Source organism: Clostridium muellerianum, from assembly GCF_012926525.1.
GTDB classification, from domain to species: Bacteria; Bacillota; Clostridia; order Clostridiales; family Clostridiaceae; genus Clostridium_AM; species Clostridium_AM muellerianum.
Window position 1 is genome coordinate 142680 of the sequence record NZ_JABBNI010000058.1, and the last position, 22559, is coordinate 165238.

The 22559-nt window shown below is 29.3% G+C and carries 22 protein-coding genes; 16 read left to right on the plus strand and 6 right to left on the minus strand.

Translation table 11 applies throughout. From position 1 onward, the window contains the following. Positions 1–55: 55 nt before the first annotated feature. The 9 genes from larC to HBE96_RS20220 all read left to right on the plus strand — a co-directional run bounded on the left by larC (position 56) and on the right by HBE96_RS20220 (position 8092). On the plus strand, positions 56–1339 hold the full coding sequence (gene larC, locus HBE96_RS20185; protein ID WP_169299506.1) for a nickel pincer cofactor biosynthesis protein LarC: 1284 nt from the start codon (positions 56–58) through the stop codon (positions 1337–1339). 156 nt (positions 1340–1495) lie between these two features. Then, the gene (gene larB, locus HBE96_RS20190; protein ID WP_169299507.1) at positions 1496–2242 is read left to right on the plus strand and encodes a nickel pincer cofactor biosynthesis protein LarB; all 747 of its coding nucleotides are present in this window, start codon (positions 1496–1498) and stop codon (positions 2240–2242) included. Between the two features lie 46 nt (positions 2243–2288). After that, positions 2289–2675: a MerR family transcriptional regulator gene (locus tag HBE96_RS20195; protein ID WP_169299508.1), complete on the plus strand. Its 387-nt coding sequence runs from the start codon at positions 2289–2291 to the stop codon at positions 2673–2675. A 35-nt stretch (positions 2676–2710) separates the two neighbouring features. Beyond that, positions 2711–2971, plus strand: a complete 261-nt coding sequence (locus tag HBE96_RS26485; protein WP_243187009.1) for an aldo-keto reductase family protein — start codon at positions 2711–2713, stop codon at positions 2969–2971. A 12-nt stretch (positions 2972–2983) separates the two neighbouring features. Next, positions 2984–3328, plus strand: coding sequence for an aldo/keto reductase (locus tag HBE96_RS26490; protein WP_342590213.1), 345 nt, complete (start codon positions 2984–2986; stop codon positions 3326–3328). 20 nt (positions 3329–3348) lie between these two features. After that, the gene (locus HBE96_RS20205) at positions 3349–3858 is read left to right on the plus strand and encodes an amino acid permease (protein WP_243187011.1); all 510 of its coding nucleotides are present in this window, start codon (positions 3349–3351) and stop codon (positions 3856–3858) included. 249 nt (positions 3859–4107) lie between these two features. After that, the gene (locus HBE96_RS20210) at positions 4108–5490 is read left to right on the plus strand and encodes a L,D-transpeptidase family protein (protein ID WP_206155010.1); all 1383 of its coding nucleotides are present in this window, start codon (positions 4108–4110) and stop codon (positions 5488–5490) included. Positions 5491–5842: 352 nt separating this feature from the next. Further along, positions 5843–7429: a glycosyltransferase family 39 protein gene (locus tag HBE96_RS20215; RefSeq protein ID WP_169299510.1), complete on the plus strand. Its 1587-nt coding sequence runs from the start codon at positions 5843–5845 to the stop codon at positions 7427–7429. A gap of 3 nt (positions 7430–7432) precedes the next feature. Next, positions 7433–8092, plus strand: a complete 660-nt coding sequence (locus HBE96_RS20220; RefSeq protein WP_169299511.1) for a hypothetical protein — start codon at positions 7433–7435, stop codon at positions 8090–8092. Positions 8093–8455: 363 nt separating this feature from the next. Here HBE96_RS20220 and HBE96_RS20225 read toward each other — a convergent pair whose 3' ends face one another. Then, complete coding sequence (locus HBE96_RS20225; protein ID WP_342590207.1) at positions 8456–10177, minus strand: methyl-accepting chemotaxis protein; 1722 nt, start codon at positions 10175–10177, stop codon at positions 8456–8458. 453 nt (positions 10178–10630) lie between these two features. On the opposite strand from HBE96_RS20225, the gene HBE96_RS20230 reads away from it, so the two are divergent. Both HBE96_RS20230 and HBE96_RS20235 read left to right on the plus strand, forming a co-directional pair. Next, a complete protein-coding gene (locus HBE96_RS20230) occupies positions 10631–11230 on the plus strand; it encodes a tyrosine-type recombinase/integrase (protein WP_169299513.1) in 600 nt (199 codons plus the stop codon). Between the two features lie 522 nt (positions 11231–11752). Next, positions 11753–12856, plus strand: coding sequence for a DUF362 domain-containing protein (locus HBE96_RS20235; protein WP_169299514.1), 1104 nt, complete (start codon positions 11753–11755; stop codon positions 12854–12856). A gap of 265 nt (positions 12857–13121) precedes the next feature. Here HBE96_RS20235 and HBE96_RS20240 read toward each other — a convergent pair whose 3' ends face one another. Further along, positions 13122–14105 (minus strand): M56 family metallopeptidase, encoded by a 984-nt coding sequence (locus tag HBE96_RS20240; RefSeq protein ID WP_169299515.1) that lies wholly within the window; start codon positions 14103–14105, stop codon positions 13122–13124. 16 nt (positions 14106–14121) lie between these two features. Further along, on the minus strand, positions 14122–14511 hold the full coding sequence (locus HBE96_RS20245; RefSeq protein WP_169299516.1) for a BlaI/MecI/CopY family transcriptional regulator: 390 nt from the start codon (positions 14509–14511) through the stop codon (positions 14122–14124). A 311-nt stretch (positions 14512–14822) separates the two neighbouring features. On the opposite strand from HBE96_RS20245, the gene HBE96_RS20250 reads away from it, so the two are divergent. Together HBE96_RS20250 and HBE96_RS20255 are read left to right on the plus strand one after the other, a co-directional pair. Beyond that, the gene (locus HBE96_RS20250) at positions 14823–16004 is read left to right on the plus strand and encodes a cation diffusion facilitator family transporter (protein ID WP_169299517.1); all 1182 of its coding nucleotides are present in this window, start codon (positions 14823–14825) and stop codon (positions 16002–16004) included. 94 nt (positions 16005–16098) lie between these two features. Further along, entirely contained in the window at positions 16099–17247 is a 1149-nt protein-coding gene (locus HBE96_RS20255; RefSeq protein WP_169299518.1) for a DUF116 domain-containing protein, read from the plus strand. A gap of 205 nt (positions 17248–17452) precedes the next feature. On the opposite strand, the gene HBE96_RS26790 is transcribed toward HBE96_RS20255, so the two are convergent. Together HBE96_RS26790 and HBE96_RS20265 are read right to left on the minus strand one after the other, a co-directional pair. Further along, positions 17453–17923: a methylated-DNA--[protein]-cysteine S-methyltransferase gene (locus HBE96_RS26790; RefSeq protein ID WP_169299519.1), complete on the minus strand. Its 471-nt coding sequence runs from the start codon at positions 17921–17923 to the stop codon at positions 17453–17455. Between the two features lie 190 nt (positions 17924–18113). Continuing rightward, a complete protein-coding gene (locus HBE96_RS20265) occupies positions 18114–18800 on the minus strand; it encodes a cupin domain-containing protein (RefSeq protein ID WP_169299628.1) in 687 nt (228 codons plus the stop codon). A 247-nt stretch (positions 18801–19047) separates the two neighbouring features. Between HBE96_RS20265 and HBE96_RS20270 the strand changes: the two genes are divergently transcribed. Genes HBE96_RS20270 through HBE96_RS20280 form a run of 3 tightly spaced genes read left to right on the plus strand, consistent with a single transcriptional unit; the run spans position 19048 to position 22192 of the window. Further along, positions 19048–19299 carry an NAD(P)H-dependent oxidoreductase subunit E gene (locus tag HBE96_RS20270; RefSeq protein WP_169299520.1) on the plus strand — a complete coding sequence of 84 codons (252 nt, stop codon included), beginning with the start codon at positions 19048–19050 and terminating at the stop codon, positions 19297–19299. After that, positions 19299–21020, plus strand: a complete 1722-nt coding sequence (locus tag HBE96_RS20275; RefSeq protein ID WP_169299521.1) for a [Fe-Fe] hydrogenase large subunit C-terminal domain-containing protein — start codon at positions 19299–19301, stop codon at positions 21018–21020. The genes HBE96_RS20270 and HBE96_RS20275 overlap by 1 nt, the downstream gene beginning before the upstream one ends. Then, a complete protein-coding gene (locus HBE96_RS20280; protein WP_169299522.1) occupies positions 21020–22192 on the plus strand; it encodes a SpoIIE family protein phosphatase in 1173 nt (390 codons plus the stop codon). Before HBE96_RS20275 ends, HBE96_RS20280 begins: the two co-directional genes overlap by 1 nt. A gap of 139 nt (positions 22193–22331) precedes the next feature. Here the strand turns inward: HBE96_RS20280 and HBE96_RS20285 are convergent, their stop codons facing one another. Next, the gene (locus tag HBE96_RS20285) at positions 22332–22514 is read right to left on the minus strand and encodes a hypothetical protein (protein ID WP_169299523.1); all 183 of its coding nucleotides are present in this window, start codon (positions 22512–22514) and stop codon (positions 22332–22334) included. Positions 22515–22559: the final 45 nt, after the last annotated feature.

Here is a 22559-nt window from a genome sequence, read left to right on the forward strand (position 1 = left end):
TAAGATGTAAAAATCCATGACTATAAAATTTAGAGGGTAAGAAGGGGTAATAAAAATGAAGATTTTATATTATGATTGTTTTTGTGGAATAAGTGGGGATATGAATTTATCAGCATTAATAGATTTAGGTGTTCCAAAAGAATATTTAATTCAGGAGCTTTCAAAGCTTAACTTAGATTCTGAATATGAAATAAAAGTTGAAGGTTCTGCTAAGCTTGGAATAACAGGAACTAGAGCAGACGTTATATTAAAAAATAGTACACGTATTTCAGAGCAAGTTTTACATACTGAGCATAACCATGAACATTCTCATCACCATAGTGGTGAAAATAATCATAATCATGAACATAGTCACGAAGAGCATGTTTACAATGATGAGCATCATCATAGAAATTTGAAAGATATAGAGAAAATAATAAATTCTAGTGATTTAAATGATAAGGTTAAAAAGCTTAGTTTAGATATGTTTATGAAGGTTGCAGAAGCAGAAGCAAAGGTTCATGGAAAAGATATATATGAAGTACATTTTCATGAAGTAGGAGCTATTGATTCAATTGTAGATATAGTGGGAGCAGCTATTTGTTTAGATTATTTAAAAGTTGATAAAATTATTGCATCTCCAGTTCAGGTTGGAGGAGGATTTGTTAAATGTGCACATGGTCTCATGCCAGTACCAGCTCCTGCAACAGTAGAAATCTTAAAAAATGTTCCTATAAATGTTGGAATTGTACAATTTGAAACTACAACTCCTACTGGAGCAGCAATACTTGCAGCAAATGCTTGTGAATTTACAACAAATATTGATTTTTCAATTAAAAAGATTGCATATGGAATAGGTCATAGAGATTTAGAAATTCCAAATGTGTTGAGAGTATATTTAGGTGAGAAAGAAAGCACTGAAGAAATAGAAGAACAATATATTTTAGAGACCAATATAGATGATATGAATCCAGAGCTTTATGGGTATGTAGAAGAAAAACTATTTGAAGCAGGAGCTTTAGATGTATTTAAAACACCTATATTTATGAAAAAGGGAAGACCAGGAACAAAATTAAGTGTACTAGTTAGCGAAAAAAATGAAAAAGATGTTCTAGATGTAGTTTTTGAAGAAACAACTTCAATTGGTGTTAGAAAATTCAAGGTTGAAAAAATAATGTTAAATAGGGAGTTTTCAAAAGTAAAAACGGAATATGGAGATATTACAATAAAGAAAGCTTATTATAAAGGAAAACTTGTGAAATATAAAGCAGAGTATGAAGAATGCAAAGCCATAGCAAAGGAAAAAAATATATCTATAAATAAGGTATATAAAGCAGTTTATAAACAAGATATACATTAATGCTATAGGTGATAAATGAAAAGAAAAATGATAAACAGTGAAAAATATAACGAAATGATAAAGAAAATTTAAGATGAACAAAATAAATAGATTATTATTAAAAGATGAATTTGAAACTATACATAAAGCAGTATATAAGAATCTTAGGAGGACAAAGTGGATAAGAAAGAAATTAAAATTTTATTACAAGAAGTTAAAGATAATAAAATAAATGTAGAAGAGGCTCTTAAACAATTAGAAGATTTACCCTTTAAGGATTTAGGCTTTGCTAAGATAGATAATCATAGAGAAATGAGAGTTGGTTATCCAGAAGTAATATATTGTGAAGGAAAAACAGTAAGTGAAGTTAAAGATATTATTAAATTCATGCTTACAAAAGACAATAATATATTAGGAACTAGAGCTAATGAAGAAATGTATAATGCAGTAAAGGAAATATGTAAAGAAGCAGAATATAATAAATTTGGTAGAACAATAACAATTGAGAAGAAAAAGCAGCCTCTTACAGATAGTTATATAGCTATAGTTGCAGCAGGTACTTCTGATTTACCTGTTGTAGAGGAAGCTTATGAAACTGCGAAAATATTAGGAAATAAAGTTGAAAAAATAATTGATGTAGGGGTTGCAGGCATACATAGACTTTTTGCAAAGCTAGACGTTATTAGAGGAGCAAAAGTTGTTATAGTGATTGCAGGAATGGAAGGAGCTTTAGCCAGTGCTATAGGCGGACTTGTGGACAAAGCTGTTATAGCAGTTCCAACAAGTGTTGGTTATGGAGCCAACTTCGGAGGAGTTGCAGCATTGTTATCCATGTTAAATAGTTGTGCTAGTGGTGTGAGTGTAGTAAATATAGATAATGGATTTGGTGCAGCATATAATGCCAGTATAATTAATAAATTATAATCTAAGATTCCAAAGGATATAATGTGAAAAACGGAGGTAAATTCACATGACCATTACAGAAGTAAGTAAAAAATATGGACTTTCAGCAGATACTCTTCGTTACTATGAACGTGTAGGGCTGATTCCTGAAGTAAATCGAAATAAAAGTGGAATAAGGGATTATACAGAGGAAGACTGCAAGTGGGTTGAATTTATCAAATGTATGAGAAGTGCAGGCCTTCCTATTGAAGTATTAATTGAGTATGTTACATTGTTTAAGCAGGGTAATGAAACAATTGAGGTAAGAAAAGAACTATTAACTGAGCAGCGTAAGCAGCTGGTAGAAAAAATGGAAGATATAAGAAAAACAATAGAACGTTTGGATCGTAAAATAGAAAGATATGAACAAGCAGTAGTTATAAAAGAAAATGAATTGAGAAGAACAGATAATTAAATATCAATGCTATTTTTAATTAGGAGGTGCATGATATGGAATATAGAATTTTAGGAAGAACAGGAATTAAAGTAAGTGCCATTGGTATTGGAGGTGAGGGATTTGAAAATAAAAGTTATGAGGATTGTGAGACAATTATTGATACTGCAATGAAAGAAGGTATTAACTTTATTGACATATACAATTCAAATCCAGAAGTTAGAAGTAATGTTGGTAAAGCATTAAGCAAATACCCTCGAAACAGTTTTGTAATTGAAGGACATTTATGTTCTACCTGGGATAAAGGACAATATTGACGTACAAGAGATATTGATGAAGTTGTCAATGCATATGAAGATTTTTTAACAAGAATGAAGCTTGACTATGTGGATGTAGGAATGATTCACTATGTTGATGATGAAAAAGATTTCAATAACATTTTTAATGGAGAAATAATTAAATACGCAAAAGTATTAAAAGAAAAAGGAGTTATCAAGTCTTTAGGAATATCAACGCATAACCCAGATATTGCTTTTAAGGCAGTGGAAACAGGAATAATTGATGTAATTTTATTTAGTATTAATGCTGCTTATGATATGCTGCCTGCCAATGAGGATGTAAATATACTATTTGAAGAAAGTACTTTTAAAAACAGGACTTATAATCTCAATTAGCTCAATTAAAAAGTCCTTCTATGGCATATGCGTTAGAATACATGGTTGGTAAATGGAGTGCAATAGTAGTAAATATAGGTTTAATAATATCTTTATTGGGGGCATTCCTTGGATGGACTTTGATATGCTCGGAATTATCATATTCTGGAGGTAAAGGTGGAGCATTTCTAAAATTTTTCACAGAAGAAAATAAAAATGGTGCTCCTAAGAATGCTCTTTTGGTTACAAATGTGATAACTCAACTTTTCTTGATATGGGCTTTCTTTTCTAAAAGTTCTTACCAGATATTATATGATATTGCGAGTTCTGCTGTATTAGTACCATATTTTTTCTGTGCACTATACTCACTAAAAGTAACTATAACTAAGGAAACATACGATATAGGTGATAATAAAAGAATTAGAGATATGGCTATATCAGGTTTATCAGTTATATATGCAGCAGGTTTGAACTATATGCTTCTTCTTACTATATTATTTTATTTAAAACACCAACGTTTATCAGACGTCCTTCAGCTTCTGCTTTTTTAACAATCAAAAATTGGTAGTATGCTATGATTGTTGTATGGGTAATAAACTATTAATTAATATTACTTATAGTTTTCTTTTTTTATGAAATTTACACATATTTTATGTCACAAAATTAAGGCAGTTTTTATATTATATAATGTGTTTGAAATTTTACAATCCTTTAATTGTAGATATTAAATACATAAATATTTAAATAAGACAGGGGCCATCAATTTTTAATTTTTATTGTGATATAAGGGGATGGGAATCATGAAAAAAAGAAAAAGTAAATGCAATAAAATTACTATATGCATTATAACTGCTATATGTACTTTATTTGCTATATATTTTGCATTATCAGCATACTTTATAAATCATTTTTATTTTGGCTCACAAATTAACCATGTTAATGTTTCAGGTAAAACTGTAGACGAAGCAAAAGAAAAAGTTGCATTTGAACTTCCGAAATATGTGCTGAATTTAAAAGAGAGTGATGGTAAAAGTGAACAAATTAAAGGTATTGATATTGGGTTGAAACATAATTCGGGAGAGCAGTATAAGGATTTTAAGGATAGGCAGAAGCCTTTAAAATGGGTTTCAGCATTTTTTTATACAGATAATTTAAAAATGACAGAGGTAGTTACATACGATGAGAAATTGTTAAAAGAAAAGGTGGAAAATCTTTCTTGTGTTAATAGCAGTAATATAATTGAACCTAAAAATCCAAGTTTTAAGTATGAAGATAAGGGTTATATAATTATAGATGAAGTAAAAGGAAACAAGGTTAATAAAGATATTTTATATAATAACGTGACAAAGGCAATACTTAAGGGGGAAACTACATTAGATTTGGAATCAACCAATTGTTATGTGAATCCTAAATACACTTCAAAATCCCCAAAGACTATTGAGGTTAAAAATATTCTTAATAAATATGTATCTTCAAAAATCACTTATACTTTCGGTAATCTTAAAGAAACCATAGATGGTCATGTAATAAACAAGTGGCTTAAAGTTAACGAAAATTTTGAAGTTATAGTTGATAAGCAAAAAGAAAAAGCTTATATGCAATCATTATTTAAAACTTATAATACAGTAGGGAAGACAAAAAACTTTCATGCAACGTCAGGAAAGACAATAAGTATTGGAGGTGGTGATTATGGTTGGTCAGTTGATATTGATAGTGAAATGCAAGATTTAGATGAAGTTGTTAAAGAAGGAAAAATTGTAGTAAGGGAACCTGCCTATGCTCAAACTGCTTTTTCTCATGATAGTAATGATATTGGGAATACCTATGTGGAAATAGATATGACAAAACAACATTTATGGTTTTATAAAAATGGATCACTAATAGTACAGGGAGATGTTGTTACGGGGAATGCAAGAAATCATTCTACACCAGAGGGGATTTATAGATTAAAATATAAACAGAGAAATGCGGTTTTAACTGGTCAGGGATATAGATCTCCTGTTGATTTTTGGATGCCATTTAACGGAGGAATTGGAATTCATGATGCAAGCTGGAGAAGTAAGTTTGGAGGAAATATATATAGGACAAATGGTTCTCATGGTTGTATAAATTCGCCACATTATTTAGCGAAGACAATATTTGATAATATTCAGGTAGGCAATCCAGTTGTTTGTTATTATTAAGAATAAACATTGCAACATATTGCGTTTGTAATTGATTTGCGAAGCAATATATAATCATTAATGGCAAAGATCAAGCTACAATTTTTGTAGTTTGATTTTTCTTTCCTATAATGTATGGTTTTTTAGTTTATTTAGGGATAAGGACATTTTACAAAATCAGAAAAATAAAAAAAGTTCCACACATAGAAATGGATATTCTTTGTGTGGAGCTTTCTTATGATAAAAACTTAATAAATTGTTCATACATTTGTTAAGAAACGGTGAAAGTAACAAGTTAAAATGGATTCATCAAATAATTTAAATAAAGGAGAATAGTTAATGGATAATAAATTACCGCAGAGGAGTTTTTTATATGTTAGGATTGATTAAAAAAACAATATATCTAATATTTACTTTTTTCATAGCACTTTTTATAGCATCATCATTTTTTGTTAGAGCTCAGTACAATTACTTTGTATATGGTGATACTCCTATTTTACAAAATCAAAAGCCTGGCATTTTTATTTTACTTATAATACTACTAATTTTATTAAGTATAGTTCTGTACAAGCTGTGTTTAAAATTCAATAAGTACAGTAAAAAAGTTGTAATTCCAGTAACACTGTTATTTTCATTTATTATTCAAATAGTTATCATATTTTTATTTACTAGGTTACCTACAGATGATTCTCAAACGGTAGTTTCACTGGCTTTAAACATGTTATATAATAAAGATTATTCTTCATTTCAAAGTGGTGGATATCTTTATATGTTTCCTTTTAATTTTTCTATTGTATTATATTTACAAGCTTTATTAGCTATATTTCCAGATAACTATTTAGTTATAAAGATTTTTAATATACTATTTACTCTTCTTACAACCTTAATGATTTACTTAATATATAAAGAGATAAATTATAAGTCAAAGGAAAATGATTATGGTGTATTAATTTTTGCTGCAACCTATGTACCATCACTATTTATGTGTAATTATATATACAATGATGTTATAGCTACAGCACTTTTTACTACTGCTATATACTTTTTAATAAGATTTATAAAGGAAAAGTCAACTAAGTATATTGTTATTTCCTCAATTCTTTTAGCAATTGGAAATTATTTTAGAAGTGTAGGAGCTATTATTTTTATAGCTGCAGTTATTTACATTTTACTATGTATAAAGAAAATTGGAGTTAAAAAAGGAATAACCTCTTTATGTATAATGGCTTTGCTATTTAATGTTCCAGGATTTACTCAAAATGTTGTTTTACAAGCTACCCATACTGTAAGTCAATCTGTTAATAAAAATTCTGCACCTATATATATGTGGCTTAACATGGGTATAAATAAGGACAGATTTGGTTTTTGGGATAATATGCAAAGCTACAATATATATGAAAGGCAAGGAAATTATAATAAAGAAAAAAGTACAGAATTATTTAAGGAAGAAATAAAAAATAAGTTATCCAACTTAACTCTTGTGGATTTAACAAAAATGTATTATAAGAAGATTGTATGGGTATGGACAGAAGGGACATACCAAATTGAAAGGTATGGTCTTGGTGTTCAATCATCATCTAGTCCAGGAGAAAGGGGAAAAGGCATGGTAATGGGTGGTTATAGTTATACTACCTTTGCTACTGATTTATTTAAGGGAAATTCACAATATAGAAGTGGATTGATTTGGATATTATATGTAATGAATTTCTTAATGTATTGTTCTATTTTGGTTAGATTGATAGGTGGAATAAGAGCTAAAAGGTTTGATGAAGTGTTCTTAATTTTAGTGATTTTAGGGTTCATTGGATTTTATGTTTTATGGGAAATTAAATCTAGATATATTTACCCAGTATATCCTTTATTAATAGTTTTATCGTACATGGGATTTAAGGATGTATATGATTTTGTATCAAAAAGAAAGCTTTCAGAGTACCTGCCGTTACTTGGAAGGAGGTCGTAAAATATGAGAAAAATAATATGTAGTATATTTATAGTTGCAGCACTATTTATTTGTTCTATATCACTTACTTCCTGTAAGGCAATTACAGCTCAAAATATAACCAATACTGGTTCTAGTCAGGGGATGAACGGTGGAGGAATGAATGATAACAAAATGTCTAATGCTGATCTTATTGGTAAAATAGTATCTGTGGATGGAAATACTATAAAAATAGAGGTAGCAAAGCAAAATTCAAATGGCAATAAGAATGTAAATGGTGCTTCGAGTACAAATGGGAATGCAGCATCTGATATGAACGGTAGTCAAAATACTAATGGAGCTCCAAAGATGAATGGTAATCAAGCTCTCAAGGGAATACCAAATACAAATGGCAGCTCAAGTGTAAATAGTAACCAAGCTAACAAGAACAATGATGATAGAAAGTCACCTCAAGGTGGATTTCCAGGTGGTAAGCTTGAATTAAGCTATACTGGTGAGACAAAAACAATTACAGCTAATAGTGATGTTAAAATATCAGAAAGAACTGGTATGCCTGGCCAAAATGAAAATGACAGTTTAAAATCATCTACAAAGATATCAGACTTGAAAAAGGGACAAGTAATAATGATTTGGTATAAACAAAATACTAAAACGGTAGAAAGGATCAGTGTGATGCAGTCATAGAAAATAAACTTTAGGATTAAAACTTAAAATATATTGAAAAGTGGCAGTTATTAAGGCATATGAAAGAAAATAGCAAGTCAAAGATGTTAGTATATTTTGTGTCAGACAAGGAAACAGGTTCCGCTGATAGTTGTTCTATCAAAGGGTTCTGTTGACGTAGTATGACGCAAAATATACTAACATACTGACTTGTTATTTTTTTGAATATGCCTAATAGTAACTACCACTTTTTTATCATTAACATTTCTTTTTATTCTTCAGATTGTTGAAAATACAATCATAGCAACAAACAAAAATAAAAAGGAGTATTAACAGTCAGAAGTTGTTCCCTTTGGTAAAATTTCTAGTATAAGCCTATTCGTTTTATATCCTGAACTTTTGAACCATTTCATTAAGCTTTTGAGCAAGTTCTGCTTGGCTTTGAGAAGTTTTTGCTAATTCTTCTATAGCTTTTGTTGTTTCACCAACACTTATTTTTATTGTTTCTGAGTGCTCACTAAATTTGTGTGTACTTCCAGTCACGTTTTGGGCTGCATTACTTACCTGATTTACTGTGGCTGTGAGTTCCTCAGACATAGCCGCAATTTCTTCAGACATTTTATTTACAAAATTTGCATCACTATAGTATTGAGTACCAACATTTCCGAACTCATGAAATTGTGGATTTACTTTTTCGTTTATAAATTTCAATACATCATTGCCATTTCCAGATAAATTTTCGAATGCATTCCACACTTTTACAATAGTATTTTGAATACCTGTCACTGCCTGTGAAGATTGTTCTGCAAGTTTTCTTACTTCCTCTGCAACTACTGCAAACCCTTTACCTTGTTCACCAGCTCTGGCTGCTTCTATGGCTGCATTCAAGGCAAGTAAATTTGTTTGTTCTGATATGGCTGCAATAGTAGCTGCCATAACTTTTATATCATTTACAACTTTTCCGTCTTCAATGGCCTGTAACATATGATTTTCTTTTTCTTCATACAAGTTTTCTACATTTATTACTGCCTCTTGACCTTTTTTCTCAACCATAGATGCTCTTTTTTTAAATTGATGTGCAGTAGTACTTCCTTCTATAGCTTTCTCTGATAGTTCATTAATGCTTGAATCCACTTCTTCAATAGATGCTGTTATTTCTTCTGATGATTCACTTACTTCTTTAATTCCAACTGCCATATTTTTAACTGCATTGTTTATTTCCTCTGTTTTTGATGATATTTCTTCAGCTGTAGCAGAAAGTTCTTCACTAGATGCACTTATGTTCTCAGAATTTGTCATTATTTGCTTGATCAAATCAATTAAATCTTTCTGCATTAAATATACTGAATTAGCAAGTTCTCCAATTTCATCTCTACGTTTTATAAATTTATCAGGTACAACTGTAGTTAGGTCTCCTTTAGCTACAATTTTTATGGTTTCTACAGCTAATTTTAATGGTTTTGATATATCTGAATTTAACAATAAAGCTAATCCAATTGAAAGTAGTAATCCTATTAACATTAGTATAAGTATAAACCTATTACTATTGAGAAATATAGAATGGTTATTTGAATTTTGTATTTTTGAGTTATCAATATTTACATTAATTAATTTATCAAGACTTGTAAACATTGCGTTTCTTACAGGTGGTATTTGTTCATATTGTTTAACTGCTTCATCAAAGTTTCCAGAATCAACAAGCTTAATTACACTTTCCCTTAAAGTTTTATATCTATCACTTTGATTGTTAAATGTAGACCAAATTTGTTTTTCAGTATCAGTCATAGGGAGTTTTTCATAATTTTTAATATGTACCATATTTTCGCTTTTATTTGATTCAATATTTTTTTCTAAATCATTTTTTTTTGAAGCATCCCTTACATAAACTAACTGAAGCATATCACTTTTTATTTCTGTTAAATTTTGTTCTATGTCTGTGAGTAAATAAATACTTTGTAAATTATTATTGTACATTGACTCAGAATTTACAGCCACTGTTTTTAAGGACATCATCCCTATAATGCCAACTATAGCAATTACTATAGATACAATAATAAAAGATAAAATTAATTTTGTTCTTACTTTAATGTTTTTAAAAGAATTCACTCCTATGGCCCCCTCAAATTTAAATATATTATTACTCATGTTTCGCATAAATTTTTATCACATACTATTTCAAATGTTAATTTGTATTGTAGTAATTTTATTACATTTAAAAAGCTTTATACCATTTAAAATAAAACTGTAAAATTGAAAAATTTAATCATGCGAAATGCGAGCTATTATACAATTTGACTTATTTATTATATACATTATAATTTATTTAGACGAAATAAATATTTTGTCCCAAAAATGATAATTATATACTTAATTATCATTTAATTCTTGAAATATAAGTCCATAAATTCAAAAATATGACATTTTTCATTGCTTTTTTATTCAAAATATAACATTATTTTCATCTTCTTCTCATAATAATTGGATTTTGCTCAATATTATGTTATAATTTATTGGACAAAATATTTATATTGTATAATTATTTTGAAAAGAGGAACTTAAATGGAAAGAAATAGTGACAGAAAAATAAAATATCTTACCCAAGAGGAAGCAAAAAATCTTTTTAGTGCTATTACTAGTCTAAATAGTATACACGCAGTTAGAGATTTGGCAATTTTTAGAATTGCTTATAGATGTGGGTTAAGAGCTTCAGAAATTGGACTAATTAAGTTAGAAGATTATAATGCTTCAAAAGGTGAACTATATTGTAAAAGACTAAAAGGTAGTTCTAATAATACTATACGTCTTGATAGTAAAACTAAAAATGCGTTAGATAAATATATAAGTGAAAGTGCTCCATTGTTTAATTCTGAAATTCTGTTTAAAAGCCAAAAAGATAAACCAATTTCAAGACAAACTCTTGATTATTTAATGAAAAAGTATTGTTCCTATGCTAATGTTCATGATAAGAGTAAACATCATTTTCATTCCATAAAACATACTACAGCAGTTCATTTAGCAGAGTCTGATATGGACATAAAAGAGTTACAATGGTGGCTTGGGCATAAATCTGTTACAAACACAGAAATTTACTTTCAGTTTACAACTAGGCAGCAAGAAAAAATGTATTCCAAACTTGAAGAAAAAAGTGAAATGGTTTAAGATTTAACCCTAGTTTTGTGCAGATATAATATAAATTATGCAAATAATTTATTTGGGTGATATTATGAGTGAAAATTATGAAAGCACAAATAATAAGCAAGAAAATAAAGTTTTAGATAAGGCATATTCAAAAAAATAACAAGTCAGTATGTTAGTATATTTTGCATCATACTGCGTCAACAGAACCCTTTGATAGAACAACTATCAGCGGAACCTGTTTCCTTGTCTGACACAAAATATACTAACATCTTTGACTTGTTATTTTCTTTCATATGCCTAAATCAATATACAATAACATATCTTTGATTAAAAACATTTTTTTAAATGATGAAATACTAATTGTTAGAGAATTCACTTTCAAGTATCTGTTATTGAAAAAAGCTAAATTCAATGATACACTGATAATAGTTATTAATAGATAGGTTATATATAAAAGTGGGCTTGAATTTAATTAAGTAAGTTTTTATATTAAATTAATCTATTAAGTAGTTAAATTATTTCATGGAAGGGGATGCTAAGGAGATGTCAAAAGTATATTTTACAAATTTAAGAACTAAGCCAGGTTTCAATTTATTAGATAAGCTAGAAAAATTAATAAAAAAGGCTGGTATAGAAGATATTGATTTTAAAAATAAGTTTGTAGCAATAAAAATTCATTTTGGAGAACCAGGTAATTTGGCTTACATAAGACCTAATTATGCTGCAAAAGTAGTAAAAATTATAAAAGAATTAGGTGGTATACCATTTCTAACAGATTCCAATACTTTGTATACTGGCAGAAGAGCTAATGCAATTGACCATTTGGATTCTGCTTTTGAAAATGGTTTCAATCCATTAACAGTAGGTTGTAATATAATCATTGCAGATGGACTTAAGGGTACTGAATATAGGGAAATAGAGATTGATGGTAAGCACTGTAAAACTGCTAAAATAGGTTCTGCTATAGCAGATGCAGATATTGTTATATCTATGAATCATTTTAAAGGACATGAAATGACCGGATTTGGTGGAGCATTAAAAAATTTAGGTATGGGTTCTGGTTCAAGAGGTGGAAAGCTTGAAATGCATTCTGCGTCTCAACCTAAAATACAGGAGACAAATTGTAAAGCATGTAAACAGTGCGTAAAAAGATGTTCACAGGAAGCCATAAGTTTAAATGAAAACAAAGTGGCTTCAATAGATTACAGTAAGTGTATAGGATGTGGACAATGTGTTGCAGTATGTCAATTTAATGCGGCACAGGTTGTTTGGAATGAATCAGCAGATACTGCTAACGAAAAAATAGCTGAATATGCCTATGCTGTTATAAAGGATAAAAGAAATTTTCACATTAATTTTATAATGAACGTTTCTCCAGATTGTGATTGCTTTAATTCAAATGATTTACCTATTGTACCTGATATAGGTATAGCTGCATCCTTTGATCCTGTAGCACTTGATAAGGCTAGTGTCGATTTGGTAAATAAGGCTCCGATTATTGAGGGATCTGTACTTACAGATAAGCACTATCATGAAGGTGAAGATAAATTTAACCATGTACATGTGAATACAAATTGGGAAACTGGGTTAAAGCATGGTGAAGAATTAGGAATGGGCGCTTTGGACTATGAATTGGTAACAGTTTAATTAGCTTAAGGATAAAAGGGCAGACTTCCTAAATTAAAACAATTGCGAACATAGTTTTGTTCATAATTAGTTTATTAAAGTTTTAGACTTATTTTATAGAAATGAAAAGAGGTTGTCGTATTAAGAGATTTATATACAATGTATTGCTTTTCAAATCAATGATAAGCACAATGTGATATAATATCCTTAGTGCGATCCCCACTTTCCTTTGTAACATAGAAAACTTATTTTCTGTGATGGCTATCTTTACATTATAATTAGCAGTTTAAGTATTTATATTTTGAAAATTTCGAATAGCAACTGATTCAATTTTTTGTTTATTATTCACATGGATTGAGTAACTTCCGCTAGTGAGAATACCCGTAGCCTTAATTCTTACATTTTTAGCATCTTCTTTAGAAATTTTTATAGTTTCATCCTTTGGACTAGATTTTTTAAATAGCACTTCTTTATCATTATAAATTTGTATATTTACTGTTCCAAATTTAATATTTGATTTTATATTTATGTTGTAATCTTTTCCATTTTCACTTATTTTATATGAATCTTTTCCACTCCATAGTCCAAAGGTATTATTATGTTCATCATTATCAAAGCCTGCAGCAGGATTTACTTCACTTACAGATACTGAACTTGAGTTATCATCTGTTTTTAAATTAGAAGCTTTGGTTAATCCCACAGATCCTATAATGGCAACTACTAAAATACTCAAGATAATGCTTCTTAAGGAAACTTTTTTATGTCTTGATATCATGGCAATTCTCCTTTTTATTTCTGATTTGTTTTTAATCATTGAAGTTGTTCCAATTAATGAATTGTTGGCATTGTTTATTTCTAGTATTTTTATAATTGTATGCCCGTATTGTATATTTTCATTATTTTTTAAGTATTTAAGAACATCAGAATCACAGGAAATTTCACAATCCTGTTTCATTTTGCAAAATCCATATCTTATTATTAGATTGAACCAATATACAGCGTTTAAAACTATGGTAATCCAGTTAATTAGTATGTCTTTTCTCTTCAAGTGGCAAAGTTCGTGCATTATAATATATTTAAATTTCTGATCTGAAATGTTTTTTGCCGCTTTTTGGGGTATGAAAATTATAGGATGAATTATTCCATGTAAACAGGGGCTGCTTATATAATTAGTGTACATTAAAGAAATTTGTTTTTTTATATTCATAGTTTTTATACAGTTATTTAATATTTCATTGAAACTAAAAAGAGTTTCCATTAACTTTAACATGATACCACCTGCCAATTTATTTGTTTGAGGAATCACTATTTGATTTATTTAAAATGTCTTTTAACTCTTCGATTTCTTCACAAGATAACTTTTTATTATTGACAAAATTTGATACCATTGAATTAATAGAACCGTTGAAAATTTTATTTAAAAAAGATTTACTTTCCTCATTTATATAATCATCCTCAGAAATCAAAGAGTGATAATAATATTCCTTTCCATCTTTACGGAAACTAATAGCATCTTTATTTAATAACCTATTTATTAATGTTTTTATAGTATTAGGCTTCCATTTACTTTTACTTTCAAGCTGTTCTATGATTTTATTTGATGTTATTTCAGAATATTTCCATATAATTTTCATTACTTCTAATTCTGCATCAGAAATGTTAGTGTTATTTTTCATAAAATAAATCGCCCTCCTAAATATTGTTTACACATGTAATTGATAATTTAATATTACGCTTGTAAACACAAAAAGTCAATAATAATGAAAAGTTGACTGTGTAATGGTAAAATTATTATATTTTTAAACACTATATTAGTTATTGTGATATAATCGTCAATATAAATAAAATACTATTTATGTTTTTCTAGGCGATAATGAAAGCATTAAATTAAATTTCAGACCACGTTATTTATATGTAGTTTATTTAAAAATCAAAAAAGCCTTTTGCTGCAATGTGGTTTATATAAGATATTTAGAGGAGTGATAATGTGACAGGTAAATATATAGTGTCTCGATTTATAAAAAATTACGAGGACACAAATAATATAAATGTAAGAGAAAAGTATGGTATTTTAAGTGGTGTTTTAGGGATAGTAGTAAATCTAATGCTTTTTATAGTAGAAATTATTCTTGGATTTTTAACAAACAGTATTGCCATAGTAGCTGATGCATTTCATAATTTAACTGATGTAACCAGTTCTATAGTGGCTCTTGTTGGCTTTAGGCTGTCAATCAAACCAGCAGATAAAACACATCCTTTTGGTCATGGAAGAATGGAGTATATTTCTGCATTAATAGTTGCATTTTTAATTTTAATGGTTGGATTTGAATTTGTAAAAACTTCCTTTGGTAGAATTATGCATCCGGAACTAGTAACCTTTAACATTACAACTTTAATAATTATAGCGTTTGCCATACCTTTAAAGCTATGGCTTAGTTCTTTTAATAAATCTTTAGGCAAAATGATTAATTCATCTACTCTTGAAGCAACAGGAAGAGATGCTTTAAATGATGTGGCAATATTAAGTGGAGTAATTATTTCGTTAGCATTTGCTTATATATTTAAAGTAAATATAGATGGATATGTTAGTATGATTATAGCTATATTTATAATGTTATCAGGAATATCTCTAATAAAGGAAACAATAAATCCACTTTTAGGAGAAGCACCTGATCCAGAGTTAGTAAATGAAATAAAAGAGTCCGTACTTGAATATGAACATATTTTAGGTGTTCATGATATGATAATACATAACTATGGTCCAGGAAGGTCTATGGTTTCACTGCATGCAGAAGTTCCAAGCAACATATCAATTATGAAAATCCACGAAATAATTGATAGAGGAGAGAGGCAACTCTCAGAAAAATTTAATATGTTTATAGTTATTCATATGGATCCAGTATGTCATGATTCAAAAGAAATTAACGATGCTGAAAAGGTGGTACAGAAGGTACTTAAAAACTTTCCTATTATAAGTTCTTTTCATGACCTTAGAATAATAGGGGAAGGTGAAAATAAAAATATTGTTTTTGATATAGTAGTAGGCTTCGATAATGAGTTAACAGAAGAAGATGAAAAAAGACTTAAATTAGATATTGATACTGCAGTTAAATCTGAGCACACGGGATATGATACGGTTGTAACTGTCGATAGGGACTATATTGATTAATTATAATATTAATAGCTACTTGTAAAATTTTTACATAAACTTATTTAAATATAGTTTTTTAAGAGGAAAGCTATGTTTAAAAGGGGGACAAATTATGAACGTAATTACCTATTGTTTAAAGATTGAAAATGATAGTTCGGATTTATATTATAAAGAAATATCATTAATTTCAGATAAAGTAGTGGAAAAAATTAAAAGCTCACATTCTTTAATAATTAATAATTTCGTAAGTTTTATAAAACGAAGCGGCATAGAAGAATGTAGAAGTAATGAAGAATATATTTTAGAGTTTCTTACTATAGGGGTTTTACTTTTGGTATATGAGGATAGAGCTAAAAAGTTGAAGTTAATTCCTCAAAAGGCGCTTTCATACTTATCTCGAGTTCGAAATAATACTAAGATTTTAAAACCTGGATTTAATAAACTTAAAGGAATATTATCAACAATGTTTCTTGATAAGAATCAAATAGACAGTATTAGTTTTGAAAAAGTATATTTTAGTGATTTTATTAATTTACTTAGATGGATGGAAGCTTCAGGTGATTTTAAGTTTTCTTTGGAAAGGTTAGTTAATTGGTACAAGTTTCTTAAAAGTGAATCTAAAGAATATAAAAATGAAGTTATTAGTAAGGCTATCTCTGCTGCTAAATGGTTTAAAATAGAAGGAAGTAAATCACTTAGTAAATATACTTGGGGTGTAAATAATTTTTTAGTTAAAAATCATCCAGGATATAGATTTAGAGAAGATGTGTTGTTTTGTGGCAGAAAGGAAATAGAATATCATCTTAATATGGTTGGAGCTGAAATACTTAATAAAGTTTTTAGAAAGGATTTTATTAAAACAAAATCTAAAATGGTTTTAGTTCCTTCTTGTATGAGGTTTCACAATGATGCTAATTGTAAGGTTAAGAAAACTGATAAAGGTTATTTTTGTGCAAGCTGTAGTGAAGCCTGCAAGGTAAATAAACTTTCAAAGATAGGCGGTAAACATAATTTTAAGGTATATATGATACCTCATGAGTCAGAAGCTTTTTCAAAAGGAAAAATATTAAAAAGAGAAATTGGAGTTGTAGGAGTAGCTTGTGTTCTTAACCTGCTTGAAGGTGGTTGGAGGGCAAAAAGTTTAAATTTCATACCACAATGTGTAATATTAGATTACTGTGGCTGTAAAAATCACTGGCATAAAGAGGAGATAAAAACGGATATAAATATGGGAGAGTTAAAAAGAGTACTACAAATTTAGATGTGAAAAATATTTGAAATACTCTTTTTAAAAAATTTACTTTAATCTAAGAATTGCTTGATTTACGTTTCATACTCCAAATTAATTCTTTTATTTACTTGTCCACTCTTAAGAATCTTTTTATATTTTTTATAGCCTAATTACAAAGTTTATTTTCTTATTATATCTTCTTCAAATATAGAAGTTACCTCATTTATTCAAAAGACTAACCGTTTGCGTTTTGCTTTTCTAAATTTAAAAGCTTTTCTTTCATTTCTAGCCCACCTGCATAGCCAACTAAATTTCCATTAGCACCGATAACACGATGACATGGAATAAATATAGCAATTGGATTCTTGTTATTTGCCATACCTACTGCACGGCAAGCTTTTATATTACCTATGTTTTGGGCTATATCTTTGTAGCTACAAGTTTTGCCATAAGGAATTTGCTGTAGGGAACTCCAAACTTTTTGTTGAAATTCAGTTCCGTTTGGTGATAGAGATAGATCAAAGCTTTTCCTATTTCCATGTAGATATTCCTCAAGTTGTTTAATTGCTTTTTTTATTAATGGGGTTTCAATTATATTTGCGTCAGGAAAAGTAATTTCTCCAAGATGCATATGGGTAATGGCTATGCCATTCTCAACAATGCTTATTTTACCAATTTCTGTTTCGTAGTAAAATATGTTTTTCACAAGTAATACCTCCACAGTGTATAGTTATTCTATAGATATATTTTACTATATTCACTGCGTATTGTCTTTGAAAATATTATTTTAACATAATGCAAGTGATAATAGATTAAAACAAAAGGGCTACGCTCTAAAATCCTATATGCGTTCGCCCTATGGTTTATATATTCTTATATTGGTATTAGGGGATACTTTAATCTCCAGCAGCTTGAGCATCTGCCTTAGTTTTGTGAAGTGTACCATGTGGATGTTGAGGTGGTGCATAAATAGAATATAATTTAATAGGTCCCTTTCCCGTATTGATTAAATTATGCCATGTACCAGCAGGCACAAATATTGCAAAACCATCATGAACTTTCATCTGAAAATCCAAGTGTTTTTGGCTGTTACCCATTTTTACAATTCCTTGACCTTCTTCAATACGTAAGAATTGATCAACATCGGGATGAATTTCTAATCCTATGTCGTCTCCTGGATCTATACTCATTAAAGTGAGTTGGTAGTGTTTTCCTGTCCAGAGAGTAGAACGAAAATAGTTATTTTCCTTAGTAGCTTCCTCAATATTAATTGCAAAAGGTTCTGGTCCATAATCCTTTGATTTAGTTGAATCATCATCCTTTGAAGGTTTAAAAGAATTGGATTTTAAATTACTGTTTATAGGCGAATTGGGGTAATTAGGCTTTAAATTGCTATTCATGTTATTTTTCATATTATTAGTAAAAGGAACATATCTGCTGTTAGTATTCTGATTTGAAAAGCCTGAAGCATACATAGGCATATTCATCATACAAGGACATTGATACATTCTATAGGCATTAAGCATATATCTTTGTGGATTAATAAAATAAGAAGATGGATATGTTTTGTAAGGATTATACATATTATTCATTCCTTTCATGGGATTATAGAATTATTATATGATTTATGTTTAAAAAGTGTGATTAACAACTATTACAGTGCTATGTAAATTTATACATAGGATTTTTTTATTTTTTGTTGTAAAATTGTATTATAATATGATTAAAATTTAACAAGAAATGGACCAGCATATGTAGTTAATAATTGACGAAAATTATAGTATATAATATTTTCGACATTAAATTTTTAAATTTTTGGAGAGTGATATTGTGATAACTATTAGTGTTTGTGTAGGAAGTGCTTGTCATTTAAAAGGATCTTATAAGGTTATAAATAGTTTGCAAAAATTAATTTCACAATATAAATTAGAAGCTTCAGTTGAATTAAAGGGGGCCTTTTGTCTTGGTCATTGTACACAAGGGGTTTCTGTAAAAATTGATGAGAAAGAAAAAATATATTCAGTTAATGAAAGAAATGTGGAGCAGTTTTTTGATGAAGAAGTTGTTAGGAGGACAAAATAATGAAATATATGAATTTTTCCAGTGCTAACTGTAAAAATTGCTACAAGTGTTTGCGATCATGTCCTGTGAAAGCTATAAAATTCAAAAATCAACAAGCAGAAATTGTAGAGGATAGATGTATTGCATGCAGTCATTGTCTAGCAATATGTCCTCAAAATGCCAGACATATAGTAAGTGATTTGGAAAGAGTTAAAGAGGCTATAAATTCAGGTAAGCGGGTAATAGCAACTATTGCGCCTTCCTTTGCAGGAGTTTTTGATGTAGACCCTGGCAGGTTTGTAAGTGTACTCAGAAAATTGGGCTTTTCTCATATAGAAGAAACTGCTTCAGGGGCAGATGTAGTTTCAGAACTGTACAGACAGTACATGAAAGAGGAAAAGTTGGACAACTATATATCAACAGCATGTCCTTCAGCTAACTATATAATTGAAAAGTATTTTCCACAATTGATTAAGTACATGATTCCAACAGTATCACCTATGATTGCACATGGAAAGGTATTAAGAAAGATTTATGGAGAAGACAGCTTCATAGTATTTATTGGACCTTGTATGGGGAAAAAAATAGAATCTGAAAGCTTCATAAATAAGGAGGTTTTAGATGCAGTAGTAACCTTTGAAGAACTTACAAATTGGGTAGAAGGTTTAAATGTGGATATGCAGGGTTTAGAATCAAGTGAATTTGATAGAAATTCCTTTAAGGATGGAAGAAAATATCCACTATTCAGAGGCATAATAAATTGTGTAAGTGATGTTATTCAAGAGAAAAAACTAGAAGTCATATCTGTAAGTGGTACAGAAGAATGTATGGAGTTATTTAAAAGTATTGAAAAGGGAGAGGTTACTAATGCTTTTATTGAAGCTAGTGCATGTAAGGGCAGCTGCATTGGTGGGCCAGGTATGATCAATAATGAAAAGGGTTATTATAAAAGAGTTCAAAAGGTTAAAAATTATATAAATAGAAATACCTCTATTAGTGAACACAAATTGGACATAGATAAAGACATAGATTTTTCTAGATCCTTTATAGATAAGAGTATTGAAAAAAATATAGCTTCAGAAAAAGAAATAGAAAAGATAATGATGGAAATGGGAAAATACAATATTCATGATGAACTTAATTGTGGAGTATGTGGTTACAATACCTGTAAAGAAAAGGCTCAAGCTATATTTGAAGGTATGGCAGAATCTAATATGTGTCTTCATTATATGAGAAATAGAGCTGAGAGCATAAGAAATGTTATATTCGAAAATGCAGTTAACTGTATTATATTCTTGGATGGTGAAATGAGAATTAAAGACATCAACCCTGCTGCAGAAAATGCATTTACAGTTAGGGCTGAAAATATAATAAATAAGCCAGTATCTTTGATTATGGATGATAGGGACTTTAAACATGTAAAGGAGACAGGAAATGATATATTAGGCAAAAAAGTATCTTTTCCAAATTATAATCTAGATTTTATAGAAACAGTACGATATCTTGAAAAACAGGATATAGTAATGATAGCTTTAGTAAACATTACAGAGGAAGAAAAAAATAAGAGAAAGCTTGTAAAACTTAAAGAAAGTACCATAAATACAGCTCAAGAAGTAATACAAAAACAAATGCGTGTGGCACAGGAAATAGCAAGTTTACTGGGGGAAACTACAGCGGAAACAAAAATTGCATTGACTAAATTGAAGAAAGTAGTAGAAGAAGAAAAAGGGTGTGATAGTTAATGGAGTTTTTTATAGAAGTAGCTTACGGTACTCTGATAAAACATGGAGAAGAACTGCCAGGAGACATGGTAAATGTAGTAAGATTAGAAGATTGCACCATAATAGTGCTGGCAGATGGTCTTGGAAGCGGTGTGAAAGCTAATATTCTTGCCACTCTAACCTCTAAAATTGCAGGCACTATGCTTAAAGAAGGTGCAGATATATATGAAACCATAGATACTATAGCTAATACACTTCCAGTATGTAAAGTTAGAAATATTGCATATTCTACTTTTACCATAATTAAAATTTATAATAATGGACAGGCATATATTGCAGAATATGATAGCCCACCTATTTTTGCTATGAGAAATGGTGAAACTATGGATATAAGCAAAAAAGAAGTTATTATAAATGGCAAAATTATAAAAGAAAGCAACTTAATTTTACAAGAAAATGATGTACTTACTGTGGTAAGTGATGGAGTAATACATGCAGGTATTGGAGAAATATTGAATTTAGGATGGCAGTGGAAGGATGTAGAAACTTACTTAAAAAAGAGAACAGGTAATAATTTAAATGTACAGGTTATAGCTAAAGATTTACTTGAGGCATGTTGGGATTTATACTGCTGTAAACCAGGAGATGATACTACTGTTGTTTCTGTTAAAATAAGACAACCATCTTATGTAAATGTATTTACAGGGCCACCTAAAGATAAAGAAATGGACAGCACTGTCATAAGGAATTTCATGAATAGTCCAGGTAAAAAAGTTATATGTGGAGGAACAGCTGCTAATATTGCAGAAAGGGAGCTTAATAGAAAGCTTAAAGTTAATTTAGACTTTTTAAATAAGAATGTTCCGCCTACAGCTTCTATGGAAGGAATAGATTTAATAACAGAAGGGGTTTTAACTTTAAGTATGGCTATAGAAAAAATAAAAAAGTATTTAAATCCTTCATCTGATGATAGAGAATTTATAGATTACAATGGAAAAGATGGAGTATCTGCTTTAGTTAAAATTCTCATGGAAGATTGTACCCATTTAAATTTGTGGGTAGGAAAAGCCGTAAATCCAGCACACCAAAATCCAGATTTTCCTGCAGATTTAAGTATAAAGTTAAAATTAGTAGGGGAATTGTATAATCAGATGAAAAGTTTAGGAAAAAACGTGAATATAAATTATGTATAAGGATAGAGGAACAGTTTCATAGTTTAAAAATAATGTGACACAAGTAACCGAAGAAACGTTAAGCTGTATTCCTGCACAACATATATCAGTCTTCATACAGCTTAATGCTTCTTCTTAGTGCATTGTGTATAGCATTATTTCAAAAGGCTTGTAGCTTGATATTAATAAAATCTATATAATCCTTTTGCTTTTTCATATGTGATGATTCAACAAAAGTATCATCTACACAAAGGTTTTTTGATAGATATGAACCGCATTTAGGACAGCAGGGAATATCGAATTCTTGTACTAAAAATTCATCATTATTCATATTAGAGATCATTTTATCAATAAACACCTTGTTATCATAAAGTTCATCACAGCAGGG